Source organism: Streptomyces sp. NPDC101219 (assembly GCF_044767675.1).
In the GTDB taxonomy this organism is placed as follows: domain Bacteria; phylum Actinomycetota; class Actinomycetes; order Streptomycetales; family Streptomycetaceae; genus Streptomyces.
Map to the genome: position 1 here is coordinate 78759 of NZ_JBIWOK010000017.1, position 24756 is coordinate 103514.

22 protein-coding genes are annotated in these 24756 nt (G+C 73.5%); 13 read left to right on the forward strand and 9 right to left on the reverse strand.

The features are described from left to right. Positions 1-176 precede the first annotated feature (176 nt). The 3 genes from ACIRPP_RS27535 to ACIRPP_RS27545 all read left to right on the forward strand — a co-directional run bounded on the left by ACIRPP_RS27535 (position 177) and on the right by ACIRPP_RS27545 (position 3287). Positions 177-965 carry an endo alpha-1,4 polygalactosaminidase gene (locus ACIRPP_RS27535; protein ID WP_403648113.1) on the forward strand — a complete coding sequence of 263 codons (789 nt, stop codon included), beginning with the start codon at positions 177-179 and terminating at the stop codon, positions 963-965. A gap of 215 nt (positions 966-1180) precedes the next feature. After that, the gene (gene ctaD, locus ACIRPP_RS27540; RefSeq protein ID WP_403648116.1) at positions 1181-2917 is read left to right on the forward strand and encodes a cytochrome c oxidase subunit I; all 1737 of its coding nucleotides are present in this window, start codon (positions 1181-1183) and stop codon (positions 2915-2917) included. Between the two features lie 28 nt (positions 2918-2945). Continuing rightward, positions 2946-3287 carry a hypothetical protein gene (locus ACIRPP_RS27545; RefSeq protein WP_403648119.1) on the forward strand — a complete coding sequence of 114 codons (342 nt, stop codon included), beginning with the start codon at positions 2946-2948 and terminating at the stop codon, positions 3285-3287. A 77-nt stretch (positions 3288-3364) separates the two neighbouring features. Here the strand turns inward: ACIRPP_RS27545 and ACIRPP_RS27550 are convergent, their stop codons facing one another. Continuing rightward, the gene (locus ACIRPP_RS27550; RefSeq protein ID WP_403648121.1) at positions 3365-4159 is read right to left on the reverse strand and encodes an adenosylcobinamide-GDP ribazoletransferase; all 795 of its coding nucleotides are present in this window, start codon (positions 4157-4159) and stop codon (positions 3365-3367) included. Positions 4160-4219: 60 nt separating this feature from the next. Here ACIRPP_RS27550 and ACIRPP_RS27555 point away from each other — a divergent pair, with 60 nt between their 5' ends. After that, positions 4220-4984, forward strand: coding sequence for a hypothetical protein (locus tag ACIRPP_RS27555; RefSeq protein ID WP_403648124.1), 765 nt, complete (start codon positions 4220-4222; stop codon positions 4982-4984). 76 nt (positions 4985-5060) lie between these two features. Here ACIRPP_RS27555 and cobT read toward each other — a convergent pair whose 3' ends face one another. Continuing rightward, positions 5061-6233, reverse strand: a complete 1173-nt coding sequence (gene cobT, locus ACIRPP_RS27560) for a nicotinate-nucleotide--dimethylbenzimidazole phosphoribosyltransferase (protein ID WP_403648127.1) — start codon at positions 6231-6233, stop codon at positions 5061-5063. Between the two features lie 326 nt (positions 6234-6559). Between cobT and ACIRPP_RS27565 the strand changes: the two genes are divergently transcribed. Then, positions 6560-7564 (forward strand): class I SAM-dependent methyltransferase, encoded by a 1005-nt coding sequence (locus ACIRPP_RS27565; RefSeq protein ID WP_403648130.1) that lies wholly within the window; start codon positions 6560-6562, stop codon positions 7562-7564. Between the two features lie 86 nt (positions 7565-7650). Here the strand turns inward: ACIRPP_RS27565 and ACIRPP_RS27570 are convergent, their stop codons facing one another. Beyond that, entirely contained in the window at positions 7651-8850 is a 1200-nt protein-coding gene (locus ACIRPP_RS27570) for a bifunctional adenosylcobinamide kinase/adenosylcobinamide-phosphate guanylyltransferase (protein WP_403648133.1), read from the reverse strand. A gap of 115 nt (positions 8851-8965) precedes the next feature. On the opposite strand from ACIRPP_RS27570, the gene ACIRPP_RS27575 reads away from it, so the two are divergent. Further along, positions 8966-9178, forward strand: coding sequence for a hypothetical protein (locus ACIRPP_RS27575; RefSeq protein ID WP_403648136.1), 213 nt, complete (start codon positions 8966-8968; stop codon positions 9176-9178). 69 nt (positions 9179-9247) lie between these two features. Here the strand turns inward: ACIRPP_RS27575 and ACIRPP_RS27580 are convergent, their stop codons facing one another. Both ACIRPP_RS27580 and ACIRPP_RS27585 read right to left on the reverse strand, forming a co-directional pair. Continuing rightward, positions 9248-9985 carry a class I SAM-dependent methyltransferase gene (locus ACIRPP_RS27580; RefSeq protein WP_403648139.1) on the reverse strand — a complete coding sequence of 246 codons (738 nt, stop codon included), beginning with the start codon at positions 9983-9985 and terminating at the stop codon, positions 9248-9250. Positions 9986-10068: 83 nt separating this feature from the next. Continuing rightward, a complete protein-coding gene (locus ACIRPP_RS27585) occupies positions 10069-10707 on the reverse strand; it encodes a DUF3043 domain-containing protein (protein WP_403648273.1) in 639 nt (212 codons plus the stop codon). A 269-nt stretch (positions 10708-10976) separates the two neighbouring features. Here ACIRPP_RS27585 and ACIRPP_RS27590 point away from each other — a divergent pair, with 269 nt between their 5' ends. From ACIRPP_RS27590 to ACIRPP_RS27610, 5 genes are all read left to right on the forward strand, one after another. Continuing rightward, positions 10977-11768, forward strand: a complete 792-nt coding sequence (locus tag ACIRPP_RS27590) for a PspA/IM30 family protein (protein WP_275404107.1) — start codon at positions 10977-10979, stop codon at positions 11766-11768. 59 nt (positions 11769-11827) lie between these two features. Further along, positions 11828-12109, forward strand: coding sequence for a hypothetical protein (locus tag ACIRPP_RS27595; RefSeq protein WP_403648143.1), 282 nt, complete (start codon positions 11828-11830; stop codon positions 12107-12109). 205 nt (positions 12110-12314) lie between these two features. Continuing rightward, on the forward strand, positions 12315-13535 hold the full coding sequence (locus tag ACIRPP_RS27600; protein WP_403648146.1) for a sensor histidine kinase: 1221 nt from the start codon (positions 12315-12317) through the stop codon (positions 13533-13535). A gap of 22 nt (positions 13536-13557) precedes the next feature. Beyond that, the gene (locus ACIRPP_RS27605) at positions 13558-14244 is read left to right on the forward strand and encodes a response regulator (RefSeq protein ID WP_403648149.1); all 687 of its coding nucleotides are present in this window, start codon (positions 13558-13560) and stop codon (positions 14242-14244) included. Positions 14245-14400: 156 nt separating this feature from the next. Further along, positions 14401-17526, forward strand: a complete 3126-nt coding sequence (locus ACIRPP_RS27610; protein WP_403648152.1) for an efflux RND transporter permease subunit — start codon at positions 14401-14403, stop codon at positions 17524-17526. A 143-nt stretch (positions 17527-17669) separates the two neighbouring features. Here ACIRPP_RS27610 and nadA read toward each other — a convergent pair whose 3' ends face one another. After that, the gene (gene nadA, locus ACIRPP_RS27615) at positions 17670-18854 is read right to left on the reverse strand and encodes a quinolinate synthase NadA (protein ID WP_164332384.1); all 1185 of its coding nucleotides are present in this window, start codon (positions 18852-18854) and stop codon (positions 17670-17672) included. 336 nt (positions 18855-19190) lie between these two features. On the opposite strand from nadA, the gene erpA reads away from it, so the two are divergent. Then, positions 19191-19547, forward strand: coding sequence for an iron-sulfur cluster insertion protein ErpA (erpA, locus tag ACIRPP_RS27620; RefSeq protein WP_164332385.1), 357 nt, complete (start codon positions 19191-19193; stop codon positions 19545-19547). A gap of 117 nt (positions 19548-19664) precedes the next feature. Here erpA and ACIRPP_RS27625 read toward each other — a convergent pair whose 3' ends face one another. Both ACIRPP_RS27625 and ACIRPP_RS27630 read right to left on the reverse strand, forming a co-directional pair. After that, entirely contained in the window at positions 19665-21407 is a 1743-nt protein-coding gene (locus ACIRPP_RS27625) for a hypothetical protein (protein WP_403648276.1), read from the reverse strand. A 449-nt stretch (positions 21408-21856) separates the two neighbouring features. Further along, the gene (locus tag ACIRPP_RS27630; RefSeq protein ID WP_164346525.1) at positions 21857-22066 is read right to left on the reverse strand and encodes a hypothetical protein; all 210 of its coding nucleotides are present in this window, start codon (positions 22064-22066) and stop codon (positions 21857-21859) included. 130 nt (positions 22067-22196) lie between these two features. On the opposite strand from ACIRPP_RS27630, the gene ACIRPP_RS27635 reads away from it, so the two are divergent. Next, positions 22197-23171: a carbohydrate kinase family protein gene (locus ACIRPP_RS27635; RefSeq protein ID WP_403648157.1), complete on the forward strand. Its 975-nt coding sequence runs from the start codon at positions 22197-22199 to the stop codon at positions 23169-23171. 58 nt (positions 23172-23229) lie between these two features. Here the strand turns inward: ACIRPP_RS27635 and ACIRPP_RS27640 are convergent, their stop codons facing one another. After that, a complete protein-coding gene (locus ACIRPP_RS27640; protein WP_403648159.1) occupies positions 23230-24615 on the reverse strand; it encodes a cysteine desulfurase/sulfurtransferase TusA family protein in 1386 nt (461 codons plus the stop codon). Positions 24616-24756: the final 141 nt, after the last annotated feature.

Consider the following 24756-nt stretch of genomic DNA (forward strand, 5'->3'; position numbering starts at 1 on the left):
CCTAGTTGCGACGCGAGGGCGCGGTCACGGCGGGGCCTTCCCCGGTACGGCGGACACCCGGGACGAGCCTACGCGCGTATGTACGCTCGCTCATTCCTGCGGTCCCCTCCGCTTCCCCGGCCCCGGCCCGCCCCGCCGGCCGCTCCCGCGGCCGCCCGTTCACGAGAAGGACCCCGGTGAGACGACCGACCCTGTCCGTCGTGCTGCTCCTGCTGCTGCTCGCCGGCTGCGCCGCGCCGCCCGGCCGCCCGGCGGGGGAGGACGGCGACCGCTGGCGGCCCCGGCCGGGCACCGGCTGGCAGTGGCAGCTCAGCGGGCGGCTGGACACGTCCGTCGACGTGCCGGTCTACGACATCGACGGCTTCGACCACTCCCGTGACACGGTGGCGGCGCTGCACCGCGACGGCCGGAAGGTCATCTGCTACCTGTCCACCGGCGCCTGGGAGGACTTCCGGCCGGACGCCGGTGACTTCCCCGCCTCGGTGATCGGCCGCGGCAACGGCTGGGAGGGCGAGCGCTGGCTGGACGTCCGCCGCACCGACGTCCTCGGCCCGCTGATGGCCAAGCGCCTCGACATGTGCCGCGACAAGGGCTTCGACGCGGTGGAACCGGACAACATGGACGGCTACCGCAACCGCACCGGTTTCCCCCTCACCGCGGCCGACCAGCTCCGCTACCACCGGCTGATCGCCCGGCTCGCCCACGAACGCGGCCTGTCGGTGGGGCTGAAGAACGACCTGGACCAGATCCCGCGGCTGGTGGGCGACTTCGACTTCGCCGTCAACGAGCAGTGCGCGCAGTACGGCGAGTGCGCGGAGCTGACCCCGTTCGTCGAGGCGGGCAAGGCCGTCTTCCACGTCGAGTACGAGCTGCCCACCGACCGTTTCTGTACCGAGTCCCGGCGCCTGGGCCTGAGTTCGCTGCTCAAGAAGTACGACCTCGGGCCCTGGCGCCGCGCCTGCTGACCGGAGCCGGTGGCCGGCCCGAACGGGCCGGCCCGGGCCCGTCCGGCGGCGGCCCGACGTCACCCGCGAGGGCCCTCCTCACCCGAACGCAGTACGCCAGTCAACTGGACGCGCGCCACGACGCGCCGTTTCGTCCCGAGTTCTGCCAGAGTCGGCAGCGGTCGCGCCATGCTGCCTCCCGGAACCATCCCGAGCCCTCAGCGAGGAGCGGAACAGTGGCGAACGAGAGCACGGTGGGCTCACTGGACAAGGAGTCCACGGAGTCCTACGAGGACGAGCTGCCGGTCCGCAGCAGAAAGCCAGGCGCGATCGTCGTCTCGTGGCTGACCACGACCGACCACAAGACGATCGGCACGCTGTACCTCTCCACCGCGTTCTCGTTCTTCGTCCTCGGCGGCATCATGGCGCTGGTGCTGCGCGCCGAACTGGCCCGGCCGGGCCTGCAGATCGTGTCGAACGAGCAGTACAACCAGATGTTCACGATGCACGGCACGGTCATGCTGCTGATGTTCGCCACCCCGCTGTTCGTGGGCTTCGCGAACTGGATCATGCCGCTGCAGATCGGCGCGCCCGACGTGGCGTTCCCCCGGCTGAACATGTTCTCGTACTGGCTGTTCCTGTTCGGCTCGCTGATCGCGCTGGCCGGCTTCCTCACGCCGGACGGCGCGGCCAGCTTCGGGTGGACGGGCTACACCCCGCTGTCCGACTCGATCCGCTCCCCGGGTCTCGGCTCCGACCTGTGGATCATGGGCCTGGCCTTCCAGGGCTTCGGCACCATCCTCGGCTCGGTCAACTTCATCACCACGATCATCTGCATGCGGGCGCCCGGCATGACGATGTTCCGCATGCCGATCTTCACCTGGAACGTGCTGCTGACCGGTGTCCTGGTCCTGCTCGCCTTCCCGGTGCTGGCGGCGGCGCTGCTCGCGCTGGAGGTGGACCGGAAGTTCGGGGCGCACATCTACGACGCGAGCAACGGCGGGCCCCTGCTGTGGCAGCACCTGTTCTGGTTCTTCGGCCACCCCGAGGTCTACATCATCGCGCTGCCGTTCTTCGGCATCGTCAGTGAGGTCATCCCGGTCTTCGCCCGGAAGCCGATCTTCGGCTACCTCGGTCTGATCGGTGCCACCATCGCCATCGCGGGCCTGTCGGTCACCGTGTGGGCGCACCACATGTTCGCCACCGGGGCGGTGTTGCTGCCGTTCTTCTCGTTCATGACCTTCCTCATCGCCATCCCCACCGGGGTGAAGTTCTTCAACTGGACAGGGACCATGTGGAAGGGATCCCTCAGTTTCGAGACACCGATGCTGTGGTCGGTGGGCTTCCTGGTCACCTTCCTCTTCGGCGGTCTGACCGGCGTGATCCTGGCGTCGCCGCCGCTGGACTTCCACGTGACCGACTCCTACTTCGTGGTCGCCCACTTCCACTACGTCGTCTTCGGCACCGTCGTCTTCGCGATGTTCTCCGGCTTCCACTTCTGGTGGCCCAAGTTCACCGGCAAGATGCTCGACGAGCGGCTCGGCAAGATCACGTTCTGGACGCTGTTCACCGGCTTCCACGGCACGTTCCTGATCCAGCACTGGCTGGGTGCCGAGGGCATGCCGCGCCGCTACGCGGACTACCTCGCCGCCGACGGCTTCACCGCCCTGAACACCGTCTCCACCATCGCCGCGTTCCTGCTCGGCATGTCGCTGCTGCCGTTCTTCTACAACATCTGGAAGACCGCGAAGTACGGCAAGCCGGTCGGCGTCGACGACCCGTGGGGCTACGGCCGCTCCCTGGAGTGGGCCACCTCCTGCCCGCCGCCGCGGCACAACTTCGTCACCCTGCCCCGGGTGCGCAGCGAATCCCCCGCCTTCGACCTGCACCACCCGCAGATCTCCGCGGTCGACTGGGCGGACAACCGCCCCGACACCTCCAAGACCGTGGCCCCCGGCGACCAGCACAGCTGACCCCGCCGGCCGGAGCGTGGAGGAGCCCGTGGACCCCAGTCAGGAGAGCGCGCGCGGTCTGGTCCGGCTCGAAGGCCACCTGCTGTGGGCCGCGGAGTTGGAGGACGCCCGGCGACGGGCGGGTGCCTTCGCCGAGCAGCTGCCGTGGCTGACGACCGCTCAGCGCGAGGACGTGGAACGCGTCTACACCGCCGAGCGGGTCGCCGCCTCCCGGGCGTACCTGCTGCGGATCCGCGACCGGGTGGCGGAGCTGCGCCAGGAGTACGAGGAGCGGTACCGGCGGCTGCGGATCCGGTGTGTGGCCGCGGCCGTCGTCGCCGCGGCGAGCGGCGTCGGCACGGCGGCCGTCGCCCTCCTCACCCGGAACTGACCGTCCCGCCGGTGCCGGTGCCGGTGCCGAGCCGGGGCGGGGTCGGTAGGGGTGCTGTGCCGGTCCGCGGTCGCCCGTCAGCCCAGGGACGCGACGACGAGCGCCGTCGTCGCCGCGGTCTCCGCGAGGCCGCCGAACACGTCCCCGGTGACGCCGCCGAAGCGGCGCACGCAGTGCCGCAGCAGCAGGCCGGCGGCGGCGACGGACAGGACGACCGCCGTCACCGCACGCACCAGGCCGGCCGGCCCCAGCAGCAGGCCGCCGGCCGCGGCCGCCGCGGCGGTCACCGCCAGGGCGGCCCCGGCCGCGGCGGCCACCGGCACGACCCCCGCGACCGCCGCGCCCAGCCCCTCCGGGCGGGCGGACGGCACGGCCGGGCGGGCGGCCAGGGTCATCACCAGCCGGGCCACCACCCCAGCGACGACCGCCGCGAGCGCGCCCCGCGTCCAGGAGTCGTCGTAGGCCCGGGCCAGCGCGGCCGTCTGGGCCGCCAGCACCAGGACCAGAGTGATCACCCCGAACGGACCGATGTCCGACTGCTTCATGATCCGCAGCGCGTCCTCGGCCGGCTTGCCGCTGCCCAGCCCGTCCGCGGTGTCGGCCAGCCCGTCCAGGTGCAGACCCCGGGTCAGCACGGCCGGCACGGAGACGGAGGCGACGGCGGCCAGCGCGGCACCCGAGCCGAGGAACAGCAGCAGCAGTCCGGCGGCGGCGGCCACCGCGCCGACCACCAGCCCGGCCAGCGGGGCGCAGAGCATCCCGGCGCGGGCCGCCGGGCGGTCCCAGCGGGTGACCCGGACCGGGAGCACGGTGAGGGTGCCGAAGGCGAACCGGAGGCCGTCGGCCGGGGAAGCGGAGAGGGGCGCGGGCACCGGCGCAGATTACCCGGCGGTCAGCAGGGCAGCCCCGGCGGGCATGGCTAAAGTGCGCATATGGGACATTGGTTGGAGCGGAACATCATCGAGCCGGGCAAGCTGCCGCTGCTCCTCGCACTCGCCGCCTTCGTCCTCACCTTCGTCATCACCCGGGTCATCACCCGCATGATTCGCGCGGGCAAGGGCCCCTTCGGCAACGTGAAGGCCGGCGACCTGCACATCCACCACGTCGTGCCCGGCGTCATCCTCACCGTCATCGGCGGCTTCGCCGCGGTCGCGGGGGGACGGCACGGATTCGGCTCGGCCCTCGCCGCGGTGGTCTTCGGCATCGGCGCCGGCCTGGTCCTCGACGAGTTCGCGCTGATCCTCCACCTCGACGACGTCTACTGGAGCGAGGCGGGCCGGCAGAGCGTCGAGATGGTCGTCCTGACCGCCGCCCTGGTCGGCCTGCTGCTGGGCGGCTTCTCCCCGTTCGGCGTCGACGACCTCACCGCGGACGAACAGCAGAACCGCGCGAACGTCATCTCCACCGTGACGGCGAACTTCCTCTTCGCCCTCATCGCCCTGAGCAAGGGAAAGGCGCGCCTCGCGGTCTTCGGCGTGGTCGTTCCCGTCGTCGCCCTGATCGGCGCCATCCGGCTGGCCCGCCCCGGCTCCCCGTGGGCCAAGCGGTTCTACCGGCGCCGCCACCGGGCCCGCGCCAAGTCGGTGCTGCGGGCCTATCACCACGACCGGCGGTGGTCCGGCCCCCGGCGGGCCGTGCAGGACTGGATCGGCGGCAAGCCCGATCCGGACCCGCCGCGCTCCCTCGAACACCGGTGAGCCCGCGGGCCGCGCCCGGCGGGCAGGCCGGTGCGGCCAGGCGGCCGTTCGGGCGGGCTCCCGGCGTCCGAGCCGGTCAGGCCCGGAGGTCAGGCGCCTCGGACGCCTCCGTCCGCGCCGCCTCCGCCGCTTCCGTCTCGACCGCTTCCGCCTCCGCCGCTTCCGCCTCCGCCGCTTCCGCCTCCGCCGGGCCGGGCTGCGGCTCTGCCGGCTCCGGCAGCTCCGCGGCCAGCGCGGCCGCCGCCTGCACCAGGGGGAGGGCCAGCAGGCCGCCCGTGCCCTCGCCGACCGTGACGCCGTGGGTCAGCAACGGCTCCAGCGCCATCCGGTCCAGCGCCTTGGCCTGGCCGGGCTCACCGCTGTCGTGGGCGGCCAGCCACCAGTCCGGCGCCCGGAACGCCACCCGCTGGCCCACCAGCGCGCACGCCGCCGACACCACGCCGTCCAGCACGACCGGCAGGCGCCGCACCGCGGCCTGCAACAGGAAGCCCGTCATCGCGGCGAAGTCCGCGCCGCCGACCGTCGCCAGCAGCCGCAGCTGGTCACCGAGCACCGGCCGGGCCCGCCGCAGCGCGTCCCGGATCGCCGCGCACTTGCGCATCCAGGCCAGATCGTCGATGGGCAGCCCGCCGCGTCCGGTCACCACCGACGCGTCCGTCCCGCACAGGGCCGCGACCAGCACCCCCGCCACGGTGGTCCCGCCCACGCTCACATCGCCCAGCACCACCAGGTCGGTACCGGAGTCGGCCTCCTCGTCGGCCACCGCGACCCCGGCCCGGAACGCCGCCTCGGCCTCCGCGAGGGTCAGGGCGTCCTCGCGGTCCACGCGCCCGCTGCCCCGCCGCAACCGGTGCCGCACGACGTCGGCGGGCAGCGCCGCGGGGTCGCAGTCCAGGGCCATGTCGACCACCCGCACCGGCACGCCGAGGCGCCGGGCCAGCACGGCCACCGGACGGCCGCCCTCCAGCACGTCCCGCACCAGCTCCACGGCGCTGCCCGCGGGACGGGCCGACACCCCCAGCTCGGCGATGCCGTGATCCCCGGCGAAGAGCACCACCCGCGGCCGCTCGACCGGCCGCACCGGCACCGCGGACTGCGCGGCCGCCAGCCACTCGCCCAGGTCGTCGAGCCGGCCCAGCGAGCCGGGCGGCACCGCCAGGCGTTCCCGGCGCGTCTCCGCGTCACGGCGCACTCCGCCGTCCGGGCGCTCGATCAGATCGGTGAAGTCGTCGAGATTAAGCGAGCTCATTCGCCGAACAGTACCGGCCCGGCTCGAACAGGACCCGGCCCCGGCCCGCCCGCCGGCCGGGTCCCGCCGCCACCACGCCACCCCGGCGCCGTTGCACCCCCTGTGGTCGTCCGGTACGTCATGCTTTGCGATGGATTGCCGTACGCCCACCGCAACGGGAGCCGCCCATGTCCGTACTGCCGCCCGTGCCCCCCGTACCGCCCGTGCCCCCCATGCCTCCCATGCCCCCGGTTCCCCCCGCGCGCCCGGCGCCGCCGCTCCCCGCGGCACCCCCCGTCGTCCCCGCGCCGGGCGCCGCGGTGCCCGCCCCCGCCGGGAGCACGCGGGTGCACGAGCCGCGCCGCGCGGACTGCCCCTGGTGCGGCTCCGCGCGGCTGCGGAACCGGCTGCGCACCGGCGACCTGCGGCAGCACCGGCCGGGCCTGTTCACCGTCGACGTGTGCGAGGACTGCGGCCACACCTTCCAGAACCCGCGCCTCACCGCCGAGGGCCTGGCCTTCTACCAGCGGGCCGTGCGCGGCGCCCCCCGCGACCCGGCCACCGAGTGGGTGCTCGGCCTGTACGCCGCCCCGCGCCGCCGTCGCGCCGCCGCGCGCGCCATGCTCCGCTTCGGCGAGCCGGAGAGCTGGCTGGACGTCGGCACCGGCCACGCCCGCTTCCCGGCGACCGCGCGGGAGTTCTTCCCCTACACCGCCTTCGACGGCACCGACCTCACCGCGCGCGTGGAACGCGCCCGCGGCCTCGGCCGCGTCGAGGAGGCGCACGTCGGCCCGCTGACCCACCCGCGGATCCGCGCCCGGCTGGCAGGCCGCTACGACGTGGTCAGCGTGCTCCACCACCTGGAGCACACCACCGACCCGCGCGCGGAGCTCCACGCCGCCCTCGACGCCGTGCGCCCCGGCGGCCACCTGCTCGTCGAGACCCTGGACCCGGGCTGCCTGTTCGCCGCCCTGTTCGGCCGCTGGTGGCTGCCCCACGACCAGCCGCGCCGGCTGCACCTGCTGCCGCCGCGCAACCTGCGCGCGGTCCTGGAGGAACGCGGCTGCGTGATCGTCGCCGCGGGCCGCCGGGCCGGCCACGTGCCGCACGATCTGGCGGGTGCCACCGCCCTGGCCCTCTCCCACGCCCTGCCCGCCCCGGACACCCCCTGGCGGGCCGTCCCGCCCGCCCCGTTCCACCGGCAGCTGCGCGCCGCGCTGCTGCGTGCGGGGACCCCACTGGTGGCGGGCGCGCTGGTGGCCGACCTCGCCCTGGCCCCGCTGCTGCGGCACACCCCGTTCGCCAACGGCCACCGGATCATCGCCCGGAAGCCGGTCAGGACGGCCCGCTGAGGGCGCCCCGGCGACGCCGGCCCGCCGGACGCGGGCAGCCCGTGGGGACGCCCGGCGGCCCGGACCCGCCGGCTCCGGGCAACCCGTCAGCCGCGCAGGACGAGCGCTTGCCCCGCCACCACCAGCAGCACCTGTTCGCACTCCTCGGCGAACGCCGCGTTCAGCCGCCCCAGCTCGTCCCGGTACCGGCGGCCGGACGCGGTGGCGGGCACGATGCCCGACCCCACCTCGTTGGACACCGCCACCACGGTCCGCCGGGTCGCGCGGACCGCGTCGGTCAGCTCCCGCACCCGCTCCCGCAACGCCTTCTCGCCGCCGCCCGCCCACTCCGCGTCGTCCCACGCCCCGACGGCGTCCATCGCGTCGGTCAGCCACAGCGACAGACAGTCCACCAGCAGCGGCGGCCCGTCGTCCGTGAGCAGCGGCACCAGGTCGCACGTCTCGGCCGTCCGCCACGACCCCGGGCGCCGCTCCTGGTGCACACACACCCGCGCCGCCCACTCCGTGTCCCCGTTGCGTGACCCGCCGGTCGCCACGTACAGCACCTCGGGGAAGGACTCCAGCCGCCGCTCCGCCTCCACCGACTTGCCCGACCGGGCCCCGCCCAGCACCAGCGTCCGCCGGGGCACGTCGGGCACGTCCTCGTAGGCGCCCACCTCCAGGGTGGTGCCGTCCGGGACCGTCCGGGCGCCGGCCGCCGCCAGCCGGCGCCGGGTCTCCGGGCCGGGCGGCAGGTCGTGGTCGAGGTGGACGGCGACCACGTCGGTGGCCGCCCCGACGGCGCCCACCGCCCGCAGCCGGGCCAGCGCGTCCGGGCGGCCCACGGCGTCCAGCAGCACCAGGTCGTAGCGCTCCGCCGGTTCCTCCAGCCCGGCCGGCGCCCCGCCCGGCGGCAGGTACAGCAGCCGGTGCCCGTCCGGGCCGGTCACCGCGTATCCGGTGCCGGGTGCGTCCAGCGCCACCGCACGGACCCGGTGGCCCGTCATCAGCGCCAGCTCCCGCCCGTCCGGCACCCGCCCCGGCTGTGGCAGCCCGGCCGGCACCTCCACGGCCGGGCCGTCGTGCGGGTGCGACAGCAGCACCTGGCGCACGCCCCCCAGCGAGCGGCCCGCCCGGGCCGCCGCGAACGCCGCGCCGGGCGTCAGATCCAGCAGCAGCGCGCCGTCGACGAGCAGCGAGGTGGCCGCCCGCGCGTCCGGCCCGAGGGCGCGGGCGCAGGCGGCGCAGGGGCAGTCGGGGCGGGGCAGGCCCGCGGGGGCACCGGTGCCGAGCAGAGTCAGTTCCACGCCCCGATTTTCACCCCTCCCCACAGGCACTGCCCGCCCGACTAGGCTTTGGGCAGGAGCCGGACCGAGATCCGGCTTCTGCTGTGCAGTGTGCTCACACCCATGGGAGGCGTACATGGCGGCATGGACGTGGCGGTTCGAGAAGGCCGACGGGACGCAGGTCGAGCCCGCGGTGCCGCCGGAGGACTTCACCACCCAGGGCGACGCCGAGTCCTGGATCGGGGAACACTGGAAGGGCCTGCTGGAGGGCGGCGCCGACCAGGTGCGGCTGTTCGAGGACACCACCGAGATCTACGGGCCGATGAGCCTTCACGCCCAGGACGCGTGAGCCCCGCGGGCGGGGGCCGTCCGGCCCTCGCCCGTCACCCGGCCCGGGCGGGGCCGGTCCGCCGCGGTCTCAGCCGCGCACGCCGCACAGGTGCAGCAGCGCCGCCACCCCCCGGTAGGGGTCGGTGCGGCCCGCCTTCTCCTCCACCGCCAGCAGCGTCTCCAGGTCGTCCGGCACGGCCGTGCCGGACGCCGCGGTGTCCGTGAACACCCGCACGCCGTACCAGGTGTGCAGCGGCGCCCCGATGCCCGCCAGGGTCGCCGTCAGCTTCTGCAGCCGGTCCGCCCGGCCCTCCGCCCCGGGCCGCGCCGGGGCCTCCTCGTCCGCGTCGGTGCGCGAGTGCGGCAGCCGGGCCGTCGTCCGGAACGCGGCCAGCGCGCCCGGCCAGTCACCGGACAGGCCGGGCCGCATCGCGAGCGCGTCGCCGTTGCGCACCAGCAGGGACAGCAGGCCGCCGGGAGCGAGCATCCGGGCCAGCCCCGCGACCAGCGGGTCGGGCTCCGCCACGTGCATCAGCACGCCGTGGCAGAGCACCACGTCGAAGCTGCCCGGCAGGAAGTGCACGCCGGTGTCCCGGCCGTCGCTCTCGATGATCCGCATCCGCTCCCGGATGCCCTCCGGCTCCCCGGCCAGGGCCTCCCGGGCCGCCGCGATGCGGCCGGGCTCGTGTTCCAGCCCGGTCACCTGGTGGCCGGCCCGGGCGAGCCGGAGCGCCTGGGTGCCCCGGCCCATGCCGACGTCGAGCACCCGCAGGCGCTTGCCGACCGGGAACCGCCCGACTATCTGCTCCTCCAGCTGGCGGGCCACCAGCTCCCGCCGGACGACGTCACGCAGCTCGCCGGACCGGGCCGGCCGGACGTCCGCCGCGCCGTCCGCGAACGGCGTCGTGCTCAGGGTCGTTCCCCGCGCTTCACCTGGGGCTTGGGCAGCCGCAGCCGCCGCATCTGGAGCGACCGCATCAGCGCGTAGGCGACGGCACCGCGGCGGTTGTCGTCGGGGAAGCGCTCCGCCAGCCGCTTCTTCAGCCGGAAACCGGTGACGAACGAGTCGAGCACGATCATCACGATGACGACCAGCCAGAGCAGCAGGGCCACGTTCTGGATCTGCGGCTGCCGGACCACGCTGAGCACCAGGATGATCACGGCCATCGGCAGGAAGTACTCGGCGATGTTGAACCGCGAGTCGACGAAGTCACGGGCGAACCGCCGCACCGGACCCTTGTCACGGGCGGGCAGGTAACGCTCGTCGCCGGTGGCCAGCGCCTGGCGCTGACGCTCCAACGCGGCTCGGCGCTCCTCGCGCTGCCGCTTGGCGGCGTCCTTGCGCGACATCGAGGTGTTGGCCACGCTGCGGCGCTGGGACTGGGCCACGCTGCGCTTGGGCGTGGGACGCCCCTTGGGGGCCTCCGGATGACGGGGCTGCTTGGAGTCGGTCACCGTCGCCTTGTCGGCGGCCGGGGCCTTCTCTTCCTTGGCACGGCTACGGAACACAAAACCCAAGGGTACGGGGTACTCGGGGTTGGACCACAGTCCGGTGGGGAACGATCCGGCAACACCGGACGTCTGTAAGGGGACAGAGGGGACGTTGTGTCCGGCCTCCGGGTGTGTCACCGTGCCGGCACCCGGGGATCACCTACTCCCTGCGCCGGACGGGGAGGAGGGTCAGTCGTCCTTGGGGATGAGCGCATCCGTCCCCGAACAGTGCGGTAATGGATGCAGGGCCCGTACTGTGGGTTCTGTCGCAGACCTGTGAGCTGGAGTCCGTCAGAAGGGGGCGCGCGAAGCCCATGAGCGGTGTCATGAAGCGTATGGGGATGATCTTCCGCGCGAAGGCGAACAAGGCCCTTGACCGGGCCGAGGACCCTCGCGAAACCCTCGATTACTCGTACCAGAAACAGCTCGAGCTGCTCCAGAAGGTGCGCCGGGGTGTCGCCGACGTGGCGACCAGCCGCAAGCGCCTGGAGCTCCAGCTCAACCAGCTCCAGTCGCAGTCCTCCAAGCTGGAGGACCAGGGCCGCAAGGCGCTCGCCCTGGGCCGCGAGGACCTGGCCCGTGAGGCGCTGTCCCGCCGCGCCGCCCTCCAGCAGCAGGTCACGGACCTGGAGACGCAGCACGCGACACTCCAGGGCGAGGAGGAGAAGCTCACCCTCGCGGCCCAGCGGCTCCAGGCCAAGGTGGACGCCTTCCGGACGAAGAAGGAGACCATCAAGGCGACCTACACCGCCGCCCAGGCACAGACCCGCATCGGCGAGGCCTTCTCCGGCATCTCCGAGGAGATGGGCGACGTCGGGCTGGCCATCCAGCGGGCCGAGGACAAGACGGCCCAGCTCCAGGCGCGGGCCGGCGCCATCGACGAACTGCTCGCCTCCGGCGCCCTCGACGACCCGTCGGGCACCCACAAGGACGACCTCCAGGCCGAGCTGGACCGCCTCTCCGGTGGTACGGACGTGGAGCTGGAACTGCAGCGGATGAAGGCCGAGCTGGCGGGCGGCCCGAGCGCCGGGCAGCAGGCCATCGAGGGCGGCACCGGTCAGGCCGACCCGCGGACCCAGCAGCAGCCGCAGGACACCCCCCGCTTCGACAAGCAGTAGCCCGCGCACCGCACGCAGCAGCCACCGCACCGCCGGGATCCACGCCTTAGGAGGGCGACGTGATCGTACGGATCATGGGGGAGGGGCAGGTGGCTCTCGCCGAGAGCCACCTGGCCGAGCTGAACAAACTGGACGAGGAACTCCTCGCCGAGATGGACAACGGCGACGGGCCGGGCTTCCGCGCCACCCTCCAGGCCCTGCTCGCCAAGGTCCACGAGCTCGGTGAGCCCCTGCCGGACGACTCCCTGGAGCCCTCCGACCTCATCCTGCCGTCCCCGGACGCGACCATCGAGGAAGTCAGGGAACTGCTCAGCGACGACGGACTCATCCCCGGCGTCTGACGACACCGTGACCGTCCCGCACCCCGGCCCGCCGGGGCGCGGGACGTGTCCTGTCCTGCCCGGCGGCACCGGGCGGCGGCGCACGCCCCGCCGCCCGGTGCCGCCGGGCAGCGGCGCGTGACCGCCCAGGAGGCGCCGTGGAACGGACCGGATGCCGACGGCCCACGGTCCCCGGGCGCGGCCGGCCCGGCTACCGTGGACGGCCGTGAGCACCCTGACGCGCGCCCGGCGCCGGCTGCGCGCCCACCCCTTCGCCCTCGACACCGCCCTGGCTGCGCTCGTCCTGGTCTGCATGGTGGCCGGCTCCTTCGTCGACCCCCACAGCCCGGACGGCGTCACCTGGAGCCTGCGCACCCCCGGCCCGCTCGGGCTGGTCCTGATGACCCTCGGCGCCGCCGCGCTGCCCTTCCGCCGCCGCGCCCCACGGACCGTCCTCGCCGTCACCGGGGCCCTCTCCGTCCTCGACTCCCTCACCGGCGACCCCCGCGCCCCCGTCGCCATGTGCGCCGTCATCGCGCTCTACACCGTCGCCTCCACCACCGACCGGCCCACCACCTGGCGTCTCGGGCTGCTCACCATGACCGTCCTGACCGGCACCGCCATGGCCGCCGGACCGCTGCCCTGGTACGCGCAGGAGAACCTCGCGATCTTCGCCTGGACCGGCATCGGCGCCAGTGCCGGAGACGCCGTCCGCAGCCGCCGCGCCGTCGTCCAGGCCATCCGGGAACGCGCGGAGCGCGCCGAACGCACCCGCGAGGAGGAGGCCCGGCGCCGGGTCGCCGAGGAACGCCTGCGCATCGCCCGCGACCTGCACGACGTCGTCGCCCACCACATCGCCCTGGTCAACGTCCAGGCCGGGGTCGCCTCCCACGTCATGGACAAGCGGCCCGACCAGGCCAAGGAGGCCCTCGCCCACGTCCGCGAGGCCAGCCGCTCCGCCCTGGACGAACTGCGCGCCACCGTCGGCCTGCTCCGCCAGTCCGGGGACCCCGAGGCACCGACCGAGCCCGCGCCCGGCCTGGACCGCCTCGACGAGCTCGCGGGCACCTTCCGCAGCGCCGGGCTGCACGTGGAGGTGGCCCGCGACATCCGGGACACCACCCTGCCCGCCACCGTCGACACGGCCGCCTACCGCATCGTCCAGGAGGCCCTCACCAACGTGCAGAAGCACGCCGGGACCGGGGCCAGGGCGGAGATCAGCGTCGTCCGCGTCGGGCCGAACATCGAGATCACCGTGCTCGACGACGGCACCGACGAGAGCCCCGCGCAGGCCCCCGGCGGCGGGCACGGGCTGCTCGGCATGCGGGAACGGGTCACCGCCCTGCGCGGCACCCTCACCACCGGTCCCCGCTACGGCGGCGGCTTCCGCGTCCATGCGATCCTGCCCGTCCAGACCCGCACCACCACGGCCGCCGACGGCCCGTGACCCGCGCACCGGGGGAGACCGTATGACCATCCGCGTCCTGCTCGCCGACGACCAGGCCCTGCTGCGCAGCGCCTTCCGCGTCCTCGTCGACTCCGAGCCGGACATGGAGGTGGTCGGGGAGGCGTCCGACGGCGCGGAGGCGGTCGAGCTGGCCCGCGAACGGCGCGCCGACGTCGTCCTCATGGACATCCGCATGCCCGGCACCGACGGACTCGCCGCCACCCGCCTGATCAGCGCGGACCCCGAACTGGCCGCGGTCCGCGTGGTCATACTGACCACCTTCGAGGTCGACGACTACGTCGTGCAGTCGCTGCGCGCCGGTGCCTCCGGCTTCCTCGGCAAGGGCTCCGAGCCCGGGGAACTGCTCAACGCCATCCGCATCGCCGCCGAGGGCGAGGCCCTGCTGTCCCCGGCCGCCACCAAGGGCCTCATCGCCCGCTTCCTCGCCCAGCGCGACCCGGCCGACGGCAGCGACCTCGACCCGGCCCGCGCCGCACGGCTCGACTCGCTCACCGTGCGTGAGCGGGAGGTGCTGGTCCAGGTGGCCGGCGGCCACTCCAACGACGAGATCGCCGAACGCCTGGAGGTGAGCCCGCTCACCGTGAAGACGCACGTCAACCGGGCCATGAGCAAGCTGGGCGCCCGCGACCGGGCCCAACTGGTGGTCATCGCCTACGAGTCCGGGCTGGTACGTCCGAGGGTGGACTGACCCGCCCCCGGTGTACTGCGGCGGGAGTAGGGGCTGTAGAAGGAAATGGACCAGGGGGCGACGGATCGTTCCGTTCCCATGGCCCAGTGTGTACGGCGGGCGCCGTCGCGCCCGTCCATGCACTTCTGCCGCTCACAGAAGAGAGACCCGTAACCCATGTCCTGGCTGTCCAGATTCAGCCTCGCGCAACGGGCGCTGATCGGACTGATGTCGATCATCGCGCTCGTCTTCGGTGCGATCGCGATACCCCAGCTCAAGCAGCAGCTGCTGCCCACCATCGAACTGCCCATGGTGTCGGTCCTGGCGCCCTACCAGGGCGCGTCACCGGAGGTCGTCGAGAAGCAGGTCGTCGAACCCCTCGAGGACAGCCTCGAGGCCGTCGACGGCATCTCCGGCGTCACCTCCACCGCCTCCGAGGGCAACGCCGTCATCATGGCGTCCTTCGACTACGGCAACGACACCAAGCAGCTGGTCGCCGACGTCCAGCAGGCCGTCAACCGGGCCCGGGCCGTGCTGCCGGACACGGTCGACCCGCAGGTCGTCGCCGGTTCCACGGACGACATCCCGACCGTCGTCCTCGCCGTCACCTCCGACAAGGACCAGCAGGCCCTCGCGGACCAGCTCGACCGGACCGTGGTGCCCGCCCTGAAGGACATCGACGGAGTCGGCCAGGTCATGGTCGACGGCGTCCGCGACCTCCAGGTCACCGTCACCCCCGACCCGGCGAAGCTGGCCGAGGCGGGTCTCACCCCGCAGGCGCTGTCCCAGGCCCTGCAGGCCGGCGGGGCCACCGTCCCGGCGGGCTCCTTCGACGAGGACGGCGCCAACCGCACCGTGCAGGTCGGCGGCGGCTTCACCTCGCTGCGCCAGATCGAGGACCTGCGGGTCACCGCCGAACCCGGCAAGGGCAAGCCGGTACGGCTCGCCGACGTCGCCGAGGTGACGCAGGAGGAGGCCCGCGCGTCCTCCCTGACCCGCACCAACGGCAGGCCGAGCCTCGCCGTGATGGCCACCATGGACCACGACGGCAGCGCCGTCGCCATCTCCGAGGCCGTCCAGGACAAGCTGCCCGAGCTGCGCGAGGACCTGGGCTCCGGGGCCACCCTCACCGTCGTCGCCGACCAGGGCCCGGCCGTCTCCCAGGCCATCGAGGGCCTGACCACCGAGGGCGCCCTCGGTCTGCTCTTCGCGGTCCTGGTGATCCTGGTGTTCCTGGCCTCGGTCCGCTCGACCCTGGTCACCGCGGTCTCCATCCCGCTGTCCGTGGTCCTCGCCCTGATCGTGCTGTGGACCCGCGACCTGTCGCTGAACATGCTGACGCTGGGCGCCCTGACCATCGCCATCGGCCGTGTCGTGGACGACTCCATCGTCGTCCTGGAGAACATCAAGCGGCACCTCGGCTACGGCGAGGAGCGCCACGAGGCGATCATGAAGGCCGTGCGGGAGGTGGCCGGGGCGGTCACGTCCGCGACGCTCACCACCGTCGCCGTGTTCCTGCCGATCGGCCTGGTCGGCGGCATGGTGGGCGAGCTGTTCGGCTCCTTCAGCCTCACCGTGACGGCCGCGCTGCTGGCGTCCCTGCTGGTGTCGCTGACGGTGGTGCCGGTGCTGTCGTACTGGTTCCTGCGGGCGCCGAAGGGCACCCCCGACGACGCGGCGGAGGCCCGCCGGCTGGCCGAGGAGAAGGAGGCGAAGAGCAAGCTCCAGCGCGGCTACCTGGCCGTCCTGCGCTTCGCCACCCGGCGTCGCCTGTCCAGCCTGGCCATCGCGGTCGTCGTGCTGATCGGCACGCTCGCCATGGCGCCGCTGCTCAAGACCAACTTCTTCGACCAGGGCGATCAGCGGGTCCTCACCGTCCGGCAGGAGCTCGACCCCGGCACCAGCCTCGCGGCGACCGACGCGCAGGCGGAGAAGGTCGAGAAGCTGCTCGGGGACACCGACGGCGTCAAGGACTTCCAGGTGACGGTCGGCTCGTCCGGCTTCATGGCGGCCTTCGGCGGCGGCACCGACACCAACCAGGCGACGTACCAGGTGATGCTGGAGGACTCCGCGTCCTCCGACGAGGTCGAGAGCGCCCTGGAGAAGGGTCTCGCCGGACTCGACGGCATCGGGACCACCACCGTGTCGGCCGGGGACGGCTTCGGCGCCCAGGACCTCAGTGTCGTCGTCAAGGCGGCCGACGCGCAGGTGCTGCGCAAGGCGGCCGACCAGGTCCAGGAGGCCGTGGCCTCGCTGGACGACGTCACCAATGTCAGCAGCGACCTGTCGCAGAGCGTGCCCCGCATCTCGGTGCGGGCCAACGAGAAGGCCGCGGCGGCCGGTTTCGACGACCAGAGCCTCGGCGGCGCCGTCGCCCAGGCGGTGCGCGGCACGCCCGCCGCCAAGGTGATCCTGGACGACACCGAGCGTGACGTCGTGATCCGCTCGGCGCAGTCGGCCACCACCCTGGCGGAGCTGAAGAAGCTGCCGCTGGGCCCGGTGAAGCTGGGTGACGTCGCGACCGTCGAGCTGGTGGACGGCCCGGTCTCCATGACCCGGATCGACGGTCAGCGCGCGGCCACCGTCAGCGCGAAGCCGACCGGTGACAACACCGGCGCGGTCGGCGCGGACCTCCAGGCGAAGATCAGCTCGCTGACGCTCCCGGCGGGTGCGACGGCCGAGATCGGCGGGGTCACCGAGGACCAGGAGGAGGCGTTCCTCAACCTGGGCCTGGCGATGCTCGCGGCGATCGCGATCGTCTTCATGCTGCTGGTGGGCACCTTCCGGTCGATCGCCCAGCCGCTGATCCTGCTGGTGTCCATCCCGTTCGCGGCGACCGGTGCGCTGGGCCTGCTGCTCGTCACCGGAACCCCGATGGGGGTCCCGGCGATGATCGGCATGCTGATGCTGATCGGCATCGTGGTGACCAACGCGATCGTGCTGATCGACCTCATCAACCAGTACCGCGCACGGGGCCACGGCGTCGTCGAGGCGGTCCTGGAGGGCGGTCGCCACCGGCTGCGGCCCATCCTGATGACGGCCCTGGCGACGATCTTCGCGCTGTTGCCGATGGCGCTCGGCGTCACCGGTGAGGGCGGCTTCATCGCCCAGCCGCTGGCCGTCGTGGTGATCGGCGGTCTGGTCACGTCGACGCTGCTCACCCTCCTGCTGGTGCCGACGCTCTACGCGATGCTGGAGCTCCGCAAGGAGCGGCGCGCGAAGAAGCGGGAGCTGAAGAAGGGCACGGCGGTGCCGGAGCAGGCCGCCCCGTCCTCGGACGAGGCGGAACCGGCGCAGGTCTGACCGGCCGTCCGTACGCGTCCGTACGAGAGTCCGTACGCGTCCGTACGAGAGTCCGTCGCGTCCGTACGAGAGAAGGCCCACCCGGCACCGAGGTCCGGGTGGGCCTTCCTCATGGGCGGCCGGGCGCGCGGCCCGGTCGTCGGCTACGGCAGCGCCAGCATGCGCTCCAGTGCCAGCTTGGCGAACGACTCGGTCTCCTTGTCCACCTCGATGCGGTTGACCAGGTTGCCCTCGGCAAGGGACTCCAGGGCCCACACCAGGTGGGGCAGGTCGATGCGGTTCATGGTGGAGCAGAAGCACACCGTGCGGTCCAGGAAGACCACTTCCTTGCCCTCGGGGGCGAACCGGTTCGCCAGCCGGCGGACCAGGTTCAGCTCCGTGCCGATGGCCCACTTGGAGCCGGCCGGGGCCGCCTCCAGCGTCTTGATGATGTACTCGGTCGACCCGACGTAGTCGGCCGCGGCGACGACCTCGTGCCGGCACTCGGGGTGGACCAGCACGTTGACGTCCGGGATGCGCTCGCGCACGTCGTTCACCGAGTCCAGGCTGAACCGGCCGTGCACCGAGCAGTGCCCGCGCCACAGGATCATCTTCGCGGCGCGCAGTTCACCGGCGGTCAGTCCGCCGTTCGGCTTGTGCGGGTTGTAGACGACGCAGTCCTCCAGGGACATCCCCATGTCCCGCACCGCGGTGTTGCGGCCGAGGTGCTGGTCGGGCAGGAACAGCACCTTCTCGCCCTGCTCGAAGGCCCAGTCGAGGGCGCGGCGGGCGTTGGAGGAGGTGCAGATCGTGCCGCCGTGCTTGCCCGTGAACGCCTTGATGTCGGCGGACGAGTTCATGTACGACACCGGCACGACCTGCTCGGCTATCCCGGCCTCGGTGAGCACGTCCCAGCACTCGGCGACCTGCTCGGCGGTGGCCATGTCGGCCATGGAGCAGCCGGCCGCCAGGTCCGGGAGGACCACCTTCTGGTCGTCGCCGGTCAGGATGTCCGCGGACTCGGCCATGAAGTGCACACCGCAGAACACGATGTACTCGGCCTGCGGGCGGGCGGCGGCGTCCCGGGCCAGCTTGAAGGAGTCGCCCGTGACGTCGGCGAACTGGATGACCTCGTCACGCTGGTAGTGGTGGCCGAGGACGAAGACCTTGTCGCCCAGCTTCTCCTTGGCCGCGCGGGCGCGTTCCACCAGGTCCGGGTCGGACGGGGAGGGCAGGTCGCCGGGACACTCCACACCGCGCTCGCTCTTGGGGTCGGCCTCACGGCCGAGGAGCAGCAGGGCGAGGGGCGTCGGCTGTACGTCGAGCTCCTGGGTCTGGGCGGTGGTCACGACACGCACCCTTTCTGTTCTGCGGCTCGCCGGGTCCGTCTGGACCGGATCCGGCGGGACATGCGGGACACCGTTTCGACTTTTCGTCGAATTGACGCTATCTATCATAACCGCTTCACGTCACTTTGACGACGGCCATAGCGTCCATGTGACGTGAATCCCGGCGGCTGCGCGGACATTCACGAACGGGGCACAAGGGCCGTTCTCCCCGGGCGGGGGCGTGTGCGAGCATGAAGACGGAGCGGGAAAACGAGCTCCCGGCCCGGAATGAATCCGCGGCCCCGCCGGTTGCAACCGTCGGCAAGCAGTCTCCGTACAACCCGGGAGAAGATGTAGATGTCCGTATCGGACGAGACCACCACCGTCACCGACGGCATCGTTCTGACCGACGCCGCCGCGGGCAAGGTCAAGGCCCTGCTCGACCAGGAAGGCCGTGACGACCTCGCGCTGCGCGTCGCCGTCCAGCCCGGCGGCTGCTCCGGCCTGCGGTACCAGCTCTTCTTCGACGAGCGTTCGCTCGACGGCGACGTGGTCAAGGACTTCGACGGCGTGAAGGTCGTCACCGACCGCATGAGCGCCCCGTACCTGGGCGGCGCCACCATCGACTTCGTCGACACCATCGAGAAGCAGGGCTTCACCATCGACAACCCGAACGCCACCGGTTCCTGCGCCTGCGGCGACTCCTTCAGCTGACCCGCCCCGAAGCCGGGCGGCCGGGCCGGGACCTCCCGGGACGGTGCACGACGAAGGCGGCGGCCCCCTCCACGGGAGGCCGCCGCCTTCGTCCGTTCCCGGACGCCCGTCCCGGCGTCAGCCGGTCTGCTCGGGCGGCGCAGGAAGCCGCGCGCCGTCCTTCCGCAACGGCACCGACTCGCCGTCCTCGTCCACGACCCGGCGGTCGCCGAGCGGCGCGTCGAGGCGCACCGTCTGCTGGTACTGCCGGGCGATCAGGATGCAGACCTTGCCCGCCCACGGCTTCTCGGTGACGGTGACCGTCACCTCGCCGCTGCTCTCCCGCGCCGTCGTCCGGTAGTCGGCGCACACGCCGCCGGTGAACGTCACGGTCAGCTCCTCGCCCTCGGCGGTGTAGCCCTCGACGTGGACGCTGCGCTCGGCGGGCGCCGACGTCGGCTCGTCACCCGGCCGCGACGGCGCGGGGCTGGCCTCACCGGAACGCGAGGCGGAGGCCAGGTACGCGGGGTCGACCGCCGGGTACGTCACCGTGGACGTCTCCCGGACGCCCGGCGTGCGCACCTCGAACAGCCAGGACGGCACCAGCGCCGGCCGGCCGTCCACGGAGTGCGGGGCCAGCCCGAACACCGCCTCGTCGACGGTCAGCGTCTGCCCGCCGCCGTCCTTGGGCGGCACCGCGGGCTCCGCGCAGGCCGGTTCCGGGGTCTCCCCGCCCTCCAGCGGCACGGGGGTGGCGCAGCCGCCGATGCCGCCGCGCCCGTCGGCCCCCGGCGCCGTGTTCATCAGCTTCAGCGCCTCCTCGGCGCCCACCACGGGGTAGGTGTCCGACTTCTCCGGCTTCAGCAGCCGGCCCTGGGCACCGCCCACGGCACCGTCGGCGCCGACGGTGACCACGGTGTCCCAGCCGTGCGTCGGCAGCCCGCCGATCCGGGGGCTGGCGTTCACGGTCCGGTTGATGCCCACGGCGCGGCTCGCGTCCAGCTTCGCCCCGTCCTGGCCGAGGGCCTTCAGCAGGGGCCCGGCGGCCTTCTCGGCGGCCTCCTCGGACACCGGCGGCACATTGACCGGCGGCACCTTGCAGGAGTCGCCCTTGCAGTTGTCGGTGCCCAGGGCGTTCCTGCTGTACGTCCAGGCACCGGGTGCCTGCCGCTCCACCCGCAGCACGGGCCCGGAGCCGTCCTTGCCGCCGATCCGCCAGTTCCCGTCCTCCGACACGGGCGTGCCCTCGACCCCGAGCGTCTTCGCCAGCGTGGCGACCTGGTCCTGGGTGACCTGCCCGCGCGTGCGGTACACCGGCGCCGAACCGGGCCCCTCGGGGAGCGAGCCGTCGGCCCGGTAGGTGGCCCCGTAGGGGTTGGGCTCGCCCGGCGCGATACCGGGCACGCCGCCCTCGGCGTAGCCGTCCAGGGCGAGCGGCGGGGGAGTGGGGTCGCCGTTGGCTCCCGGAGTCGTACCGGACCCGGAGCCGCCCGCGAGGCTCGTGGCGAGATAGGCCCCGCCGCCCCCGACCAGCAGCACGGCGGCGGCCACGGAGGCGATCAGCACGGGCGTCCGCGAGCGCGCCCCGGACCGGCTCCTCGAGCCGTCGGAGCCGTCGGAGCCGTCGAAGTGATCCGAGTGATCGGGGTGGTGGGAGCCGTCGGGGGTGCCGGAGCTGTCGGCGCCGTCCTGCGCGGCGGACGCGTCGTCGTCGGCGGCGGGGGTCCCGGCGGGCCTGCCCGAACGGTCCGCGCCGTCCTCGGCCGCGTCCGTGGCCTCACCAGCGGGTTCTCCGGCGGTCCGGTCCGCACGCGCAGGGTCCTCGGCGGCCGGACCGTCGTCGCCCCGTGCCTCGCCCGCATCGGCCCGGGCCTCGCCCATCTCGTCCCGCGGGCCGCCGGAGCCGTCGACCGTCCCGGAGCCCTCCCGGCCCGCGCGCTCGTCCTGCTCCTCGCGCCCGGCCTGCTCGTCCCGCTCCGCGCGCTCGTCCCGCTCCTCGCGCTCCCCGTGCTCCTGGTCCCGAGCGGCGGCCTTCTCCTCGTCGCCCGCCGGAGCGCCCCCGGTGTCGCGCGCGTGGCCGGCGGCCCGTGCCTCGGCCCCGGCGTCGTCGTTGTCGGGTCGCTCGGTGTTCACCGCATCGCTCCTTCGGCTGCACAGCTGTCCCGGAAGACCCTGCCCGGTCGTGTCCGGACTCCTTGAGGGTCGTATCCCGCATCCCCTTTACGGGGGACAGCGATGGGACGCAGCGGGGGAGCGCACGGTTCCCCCGGGACCCGCCCTGCGGGCCCCGGGGACGGTTCAGGCCGGGTAGCGCCCCGGCCGGGACCCGCTCAGTCGCCGTACTCCGACATCGCGTCCAGCAGCCGGGCCGACGACGTCGGCACCGACACGCCGTGGATCAGGGACGGGGACACCGGACGGGGAGCGCCCCGGTCGGGCACCGCCCAGTGCGGAGCCATCCGGGCGCAGTCGCCGCGCAGCGACGCCAGGTCGCCCTCGAAGTCGGCCTGCGCGGTCGTGTGGACCTTGAGGTTCGTCATGTTCGCACCGTAGGCACGCCGAAGGTCACGAAGAAAGATCTACTATCGGGTAGTTTTGGCTGCTTCTACGGGCGGTCCCCACCCGGTAGCGTGAAGTGTCAAACCCCCTCCCCCCAGGAGAATCCACGCCGTGCGCATCGCAGTCACCGGCTCCATCGCCACCGACCACCTCATGACCTTCCCCGGCCGCTTCGCCGACCAGCTCGTCGCGGACCAGCTGCACACGGTCTCGCTGTCCTTCCTGGTCGACAACCTCGACGTGCGCCGGGGCGGTGTGGGAGCGAACATCGCCTTCGGCATGGGTCAGCTCGGCACCGGACCGATCCTCGTCGGCGCGGCGGGCGCCGACTTCGACGAGTACCGGGCCTGGCTGGACCGGCACGGCGTCGACACCGAGTCCGTCCGCATCTCCGAGACCCTGCACACGGCCCGCTTCGTGTGCACCACGGACGCCGACCACAACCAGATCGGCTCCTTCTACACGGGCGCGATGAGCGAGGCCCGCCTCATCGAGCTGAAGACGGTCGCCGACCGGGTGGGCGGCCTCGACCTGGTCCTCATCGGCGCGGACGACCCCGAGGGCATGCTCCGCCACACCGAGGAGTGCCGGGCCCGTCAGATCCCGTTCGCCGCCGACTTCTCCCAGCAGATCGCCCGGATGAGCGGGGAGGAGATCCGGATACTGCTGGACGGGGCGACCTACCTCTTCTCCAACGAGTACGAGAAGGGGCTCATCGAGAGCAAGACCGGCTGGAGCGACGCCGAGATCCTCGACCGGGTCGGCCACCGCGTCACCACCCTCGGCGCGCGCGGCGTCCGCATCGAGCGGGCCGGCGAGGAGTCCGTGGAGGTCGGCTGCCCGGCCGAGGAGCGCAAGGCGGACCCGACCGGCGTCGGCGACGCCTTCCGCGCGGGCTTCCTGTCCGGCCTGGCCTGGGACGTCTCCCTGGAGCGTGCCGCCCAGGTCGGCTGCATGCTCGCCACCCTGGTCATCGAGACCGTCGGCACCCAGGAGTACCAGCTGCGCCGCGCCCACTTCATGGACCGCTTCGCGCAGGCCTACGGCGACGAGGCGGCGGCCGAGGTGAAGAAGCACCTGTCCTGACCGCCCGCACCCCGCACTCAGCGTCGGGGCCGGACCACCCGGTCCGGTCCCGCCGTGTCTAGTCGAGCCGCCGGACCACGTGGGCCGAGCCCCGTTCCGCCGGCTCCTCGCCCACGTACTCCTGGCCGCGCATCTCGCACCAGGCGGGGATGTCGAGCCGGGCCGCCTCGTCGTCGGAGAGCACCCGGACCGTGCCGCCCACCGGCACGTCGCCGATCACCTTGGCGAGCTCGATGACCGGGACCGGGCAGCGCCGCCCCAGCGCGTCCACCACCAGCGCGTCGTCCCCGCCCTCCGGCCGGACCGGAGCGGCGGGCGGGGCGCCCAGCTTCTCCCGCACCCCGGCGACCACCCCGGGCAGCACGGACAGGAACCGCTCGACGTCCTCCTCGGACGTCCCCGGCGGCAGCGAGACCCGGACGTTGCCCTCGCTGAGCACGCCCATCGCCTTCAGGACGTGGCTCGGCGTCAGGGTGCTGCTCGTACAGGACGAACCGGACGAGACGGAGAAACCCGCACGGTCCAGCTCGTGCAGCACCGTCTCCCCGTCGACATAGAGACACGAGAAGGTGACGATCCCGGGCAGCCGCCGCTCCGGGTCGCCCACCACCTCCACGTCCGGCACCAGCCGCGGCACCCGCGTACGGATCCGGTCCGTCAGCTCCCGCAGCCGGGCGGCCTCCTGGGCCGCCTCCGCCTGCACCGCCCGCAGCGAGGCCGCCGCGGCCACCATCGCCGGGATGTTCTCGAAGCCTGCCGCCCGGCCCGACTCCCGCTCGTCCACCGGCCCCTGGGGCGCGAACCGCACCCCCTTGCGCACCACGAGCAGTCCCACCCCGGGCGGTCCGCCCCACTTGTGGGCGCTCGCCGCCAGCAGCGACCAGCCGTCCGGCACCGGATGCCGGCCCAGCGACTGGGCCGCGTCCACCAACAGGGGGACACCGGCCGCCCGGCAGTGCCCGGCCACCTCGGCGACGGGCTGTTCGGTCCCCACCTCGTGGTTGGCGGACTGCAGACAGGCCAGCGCCGTGTCCGGGCGCAGCGCGGCGGCGTAGGCGGACGCGGCGACGGCGCCGGTGCGGTCCACCACCACCTCGGTGACCTCGCCGCCGCCGGCCCGGTGAACGTCCGCCGCGTGGAGCACCGAAGAGTGTTCGACCGCCGACACGATCAGGTGGCGTCCGGTCCGGCGCCGCCCGGCCAGCGCGCCCGCGATCCCGTCGTGCACCGCCCGGGTGCCGGACGAGGTGAACGTCAGTTCGTCCGGGCGGCAGCCGACGGCCTCCGCCGCCGCCTCGCGCGCCGCGTCCAGCAGCATCCGCGCGCGCCGGCCCTCCCGGTACAGCCGCGCGGGGTCGGCCCAGCCCTCGTTGAGGGAGGCCAACAGCGCCTGACGGGCCACGGGATGAAGGGGAGCGGCGGAAGCCGCGTCGAAGTAACCCACACGGCAACGGTAGAGCGTGTGCCGGTGTCCCGGCAGCGCGGGGAGCCGTAGGATCGGGCCGGCGGGGTCCCGCCCGGGACCGGTGAACCGGCCCTCGACGGCGGCTCGTCCCACCCGTTCAGGGTGACCCGCGGCGCGTAT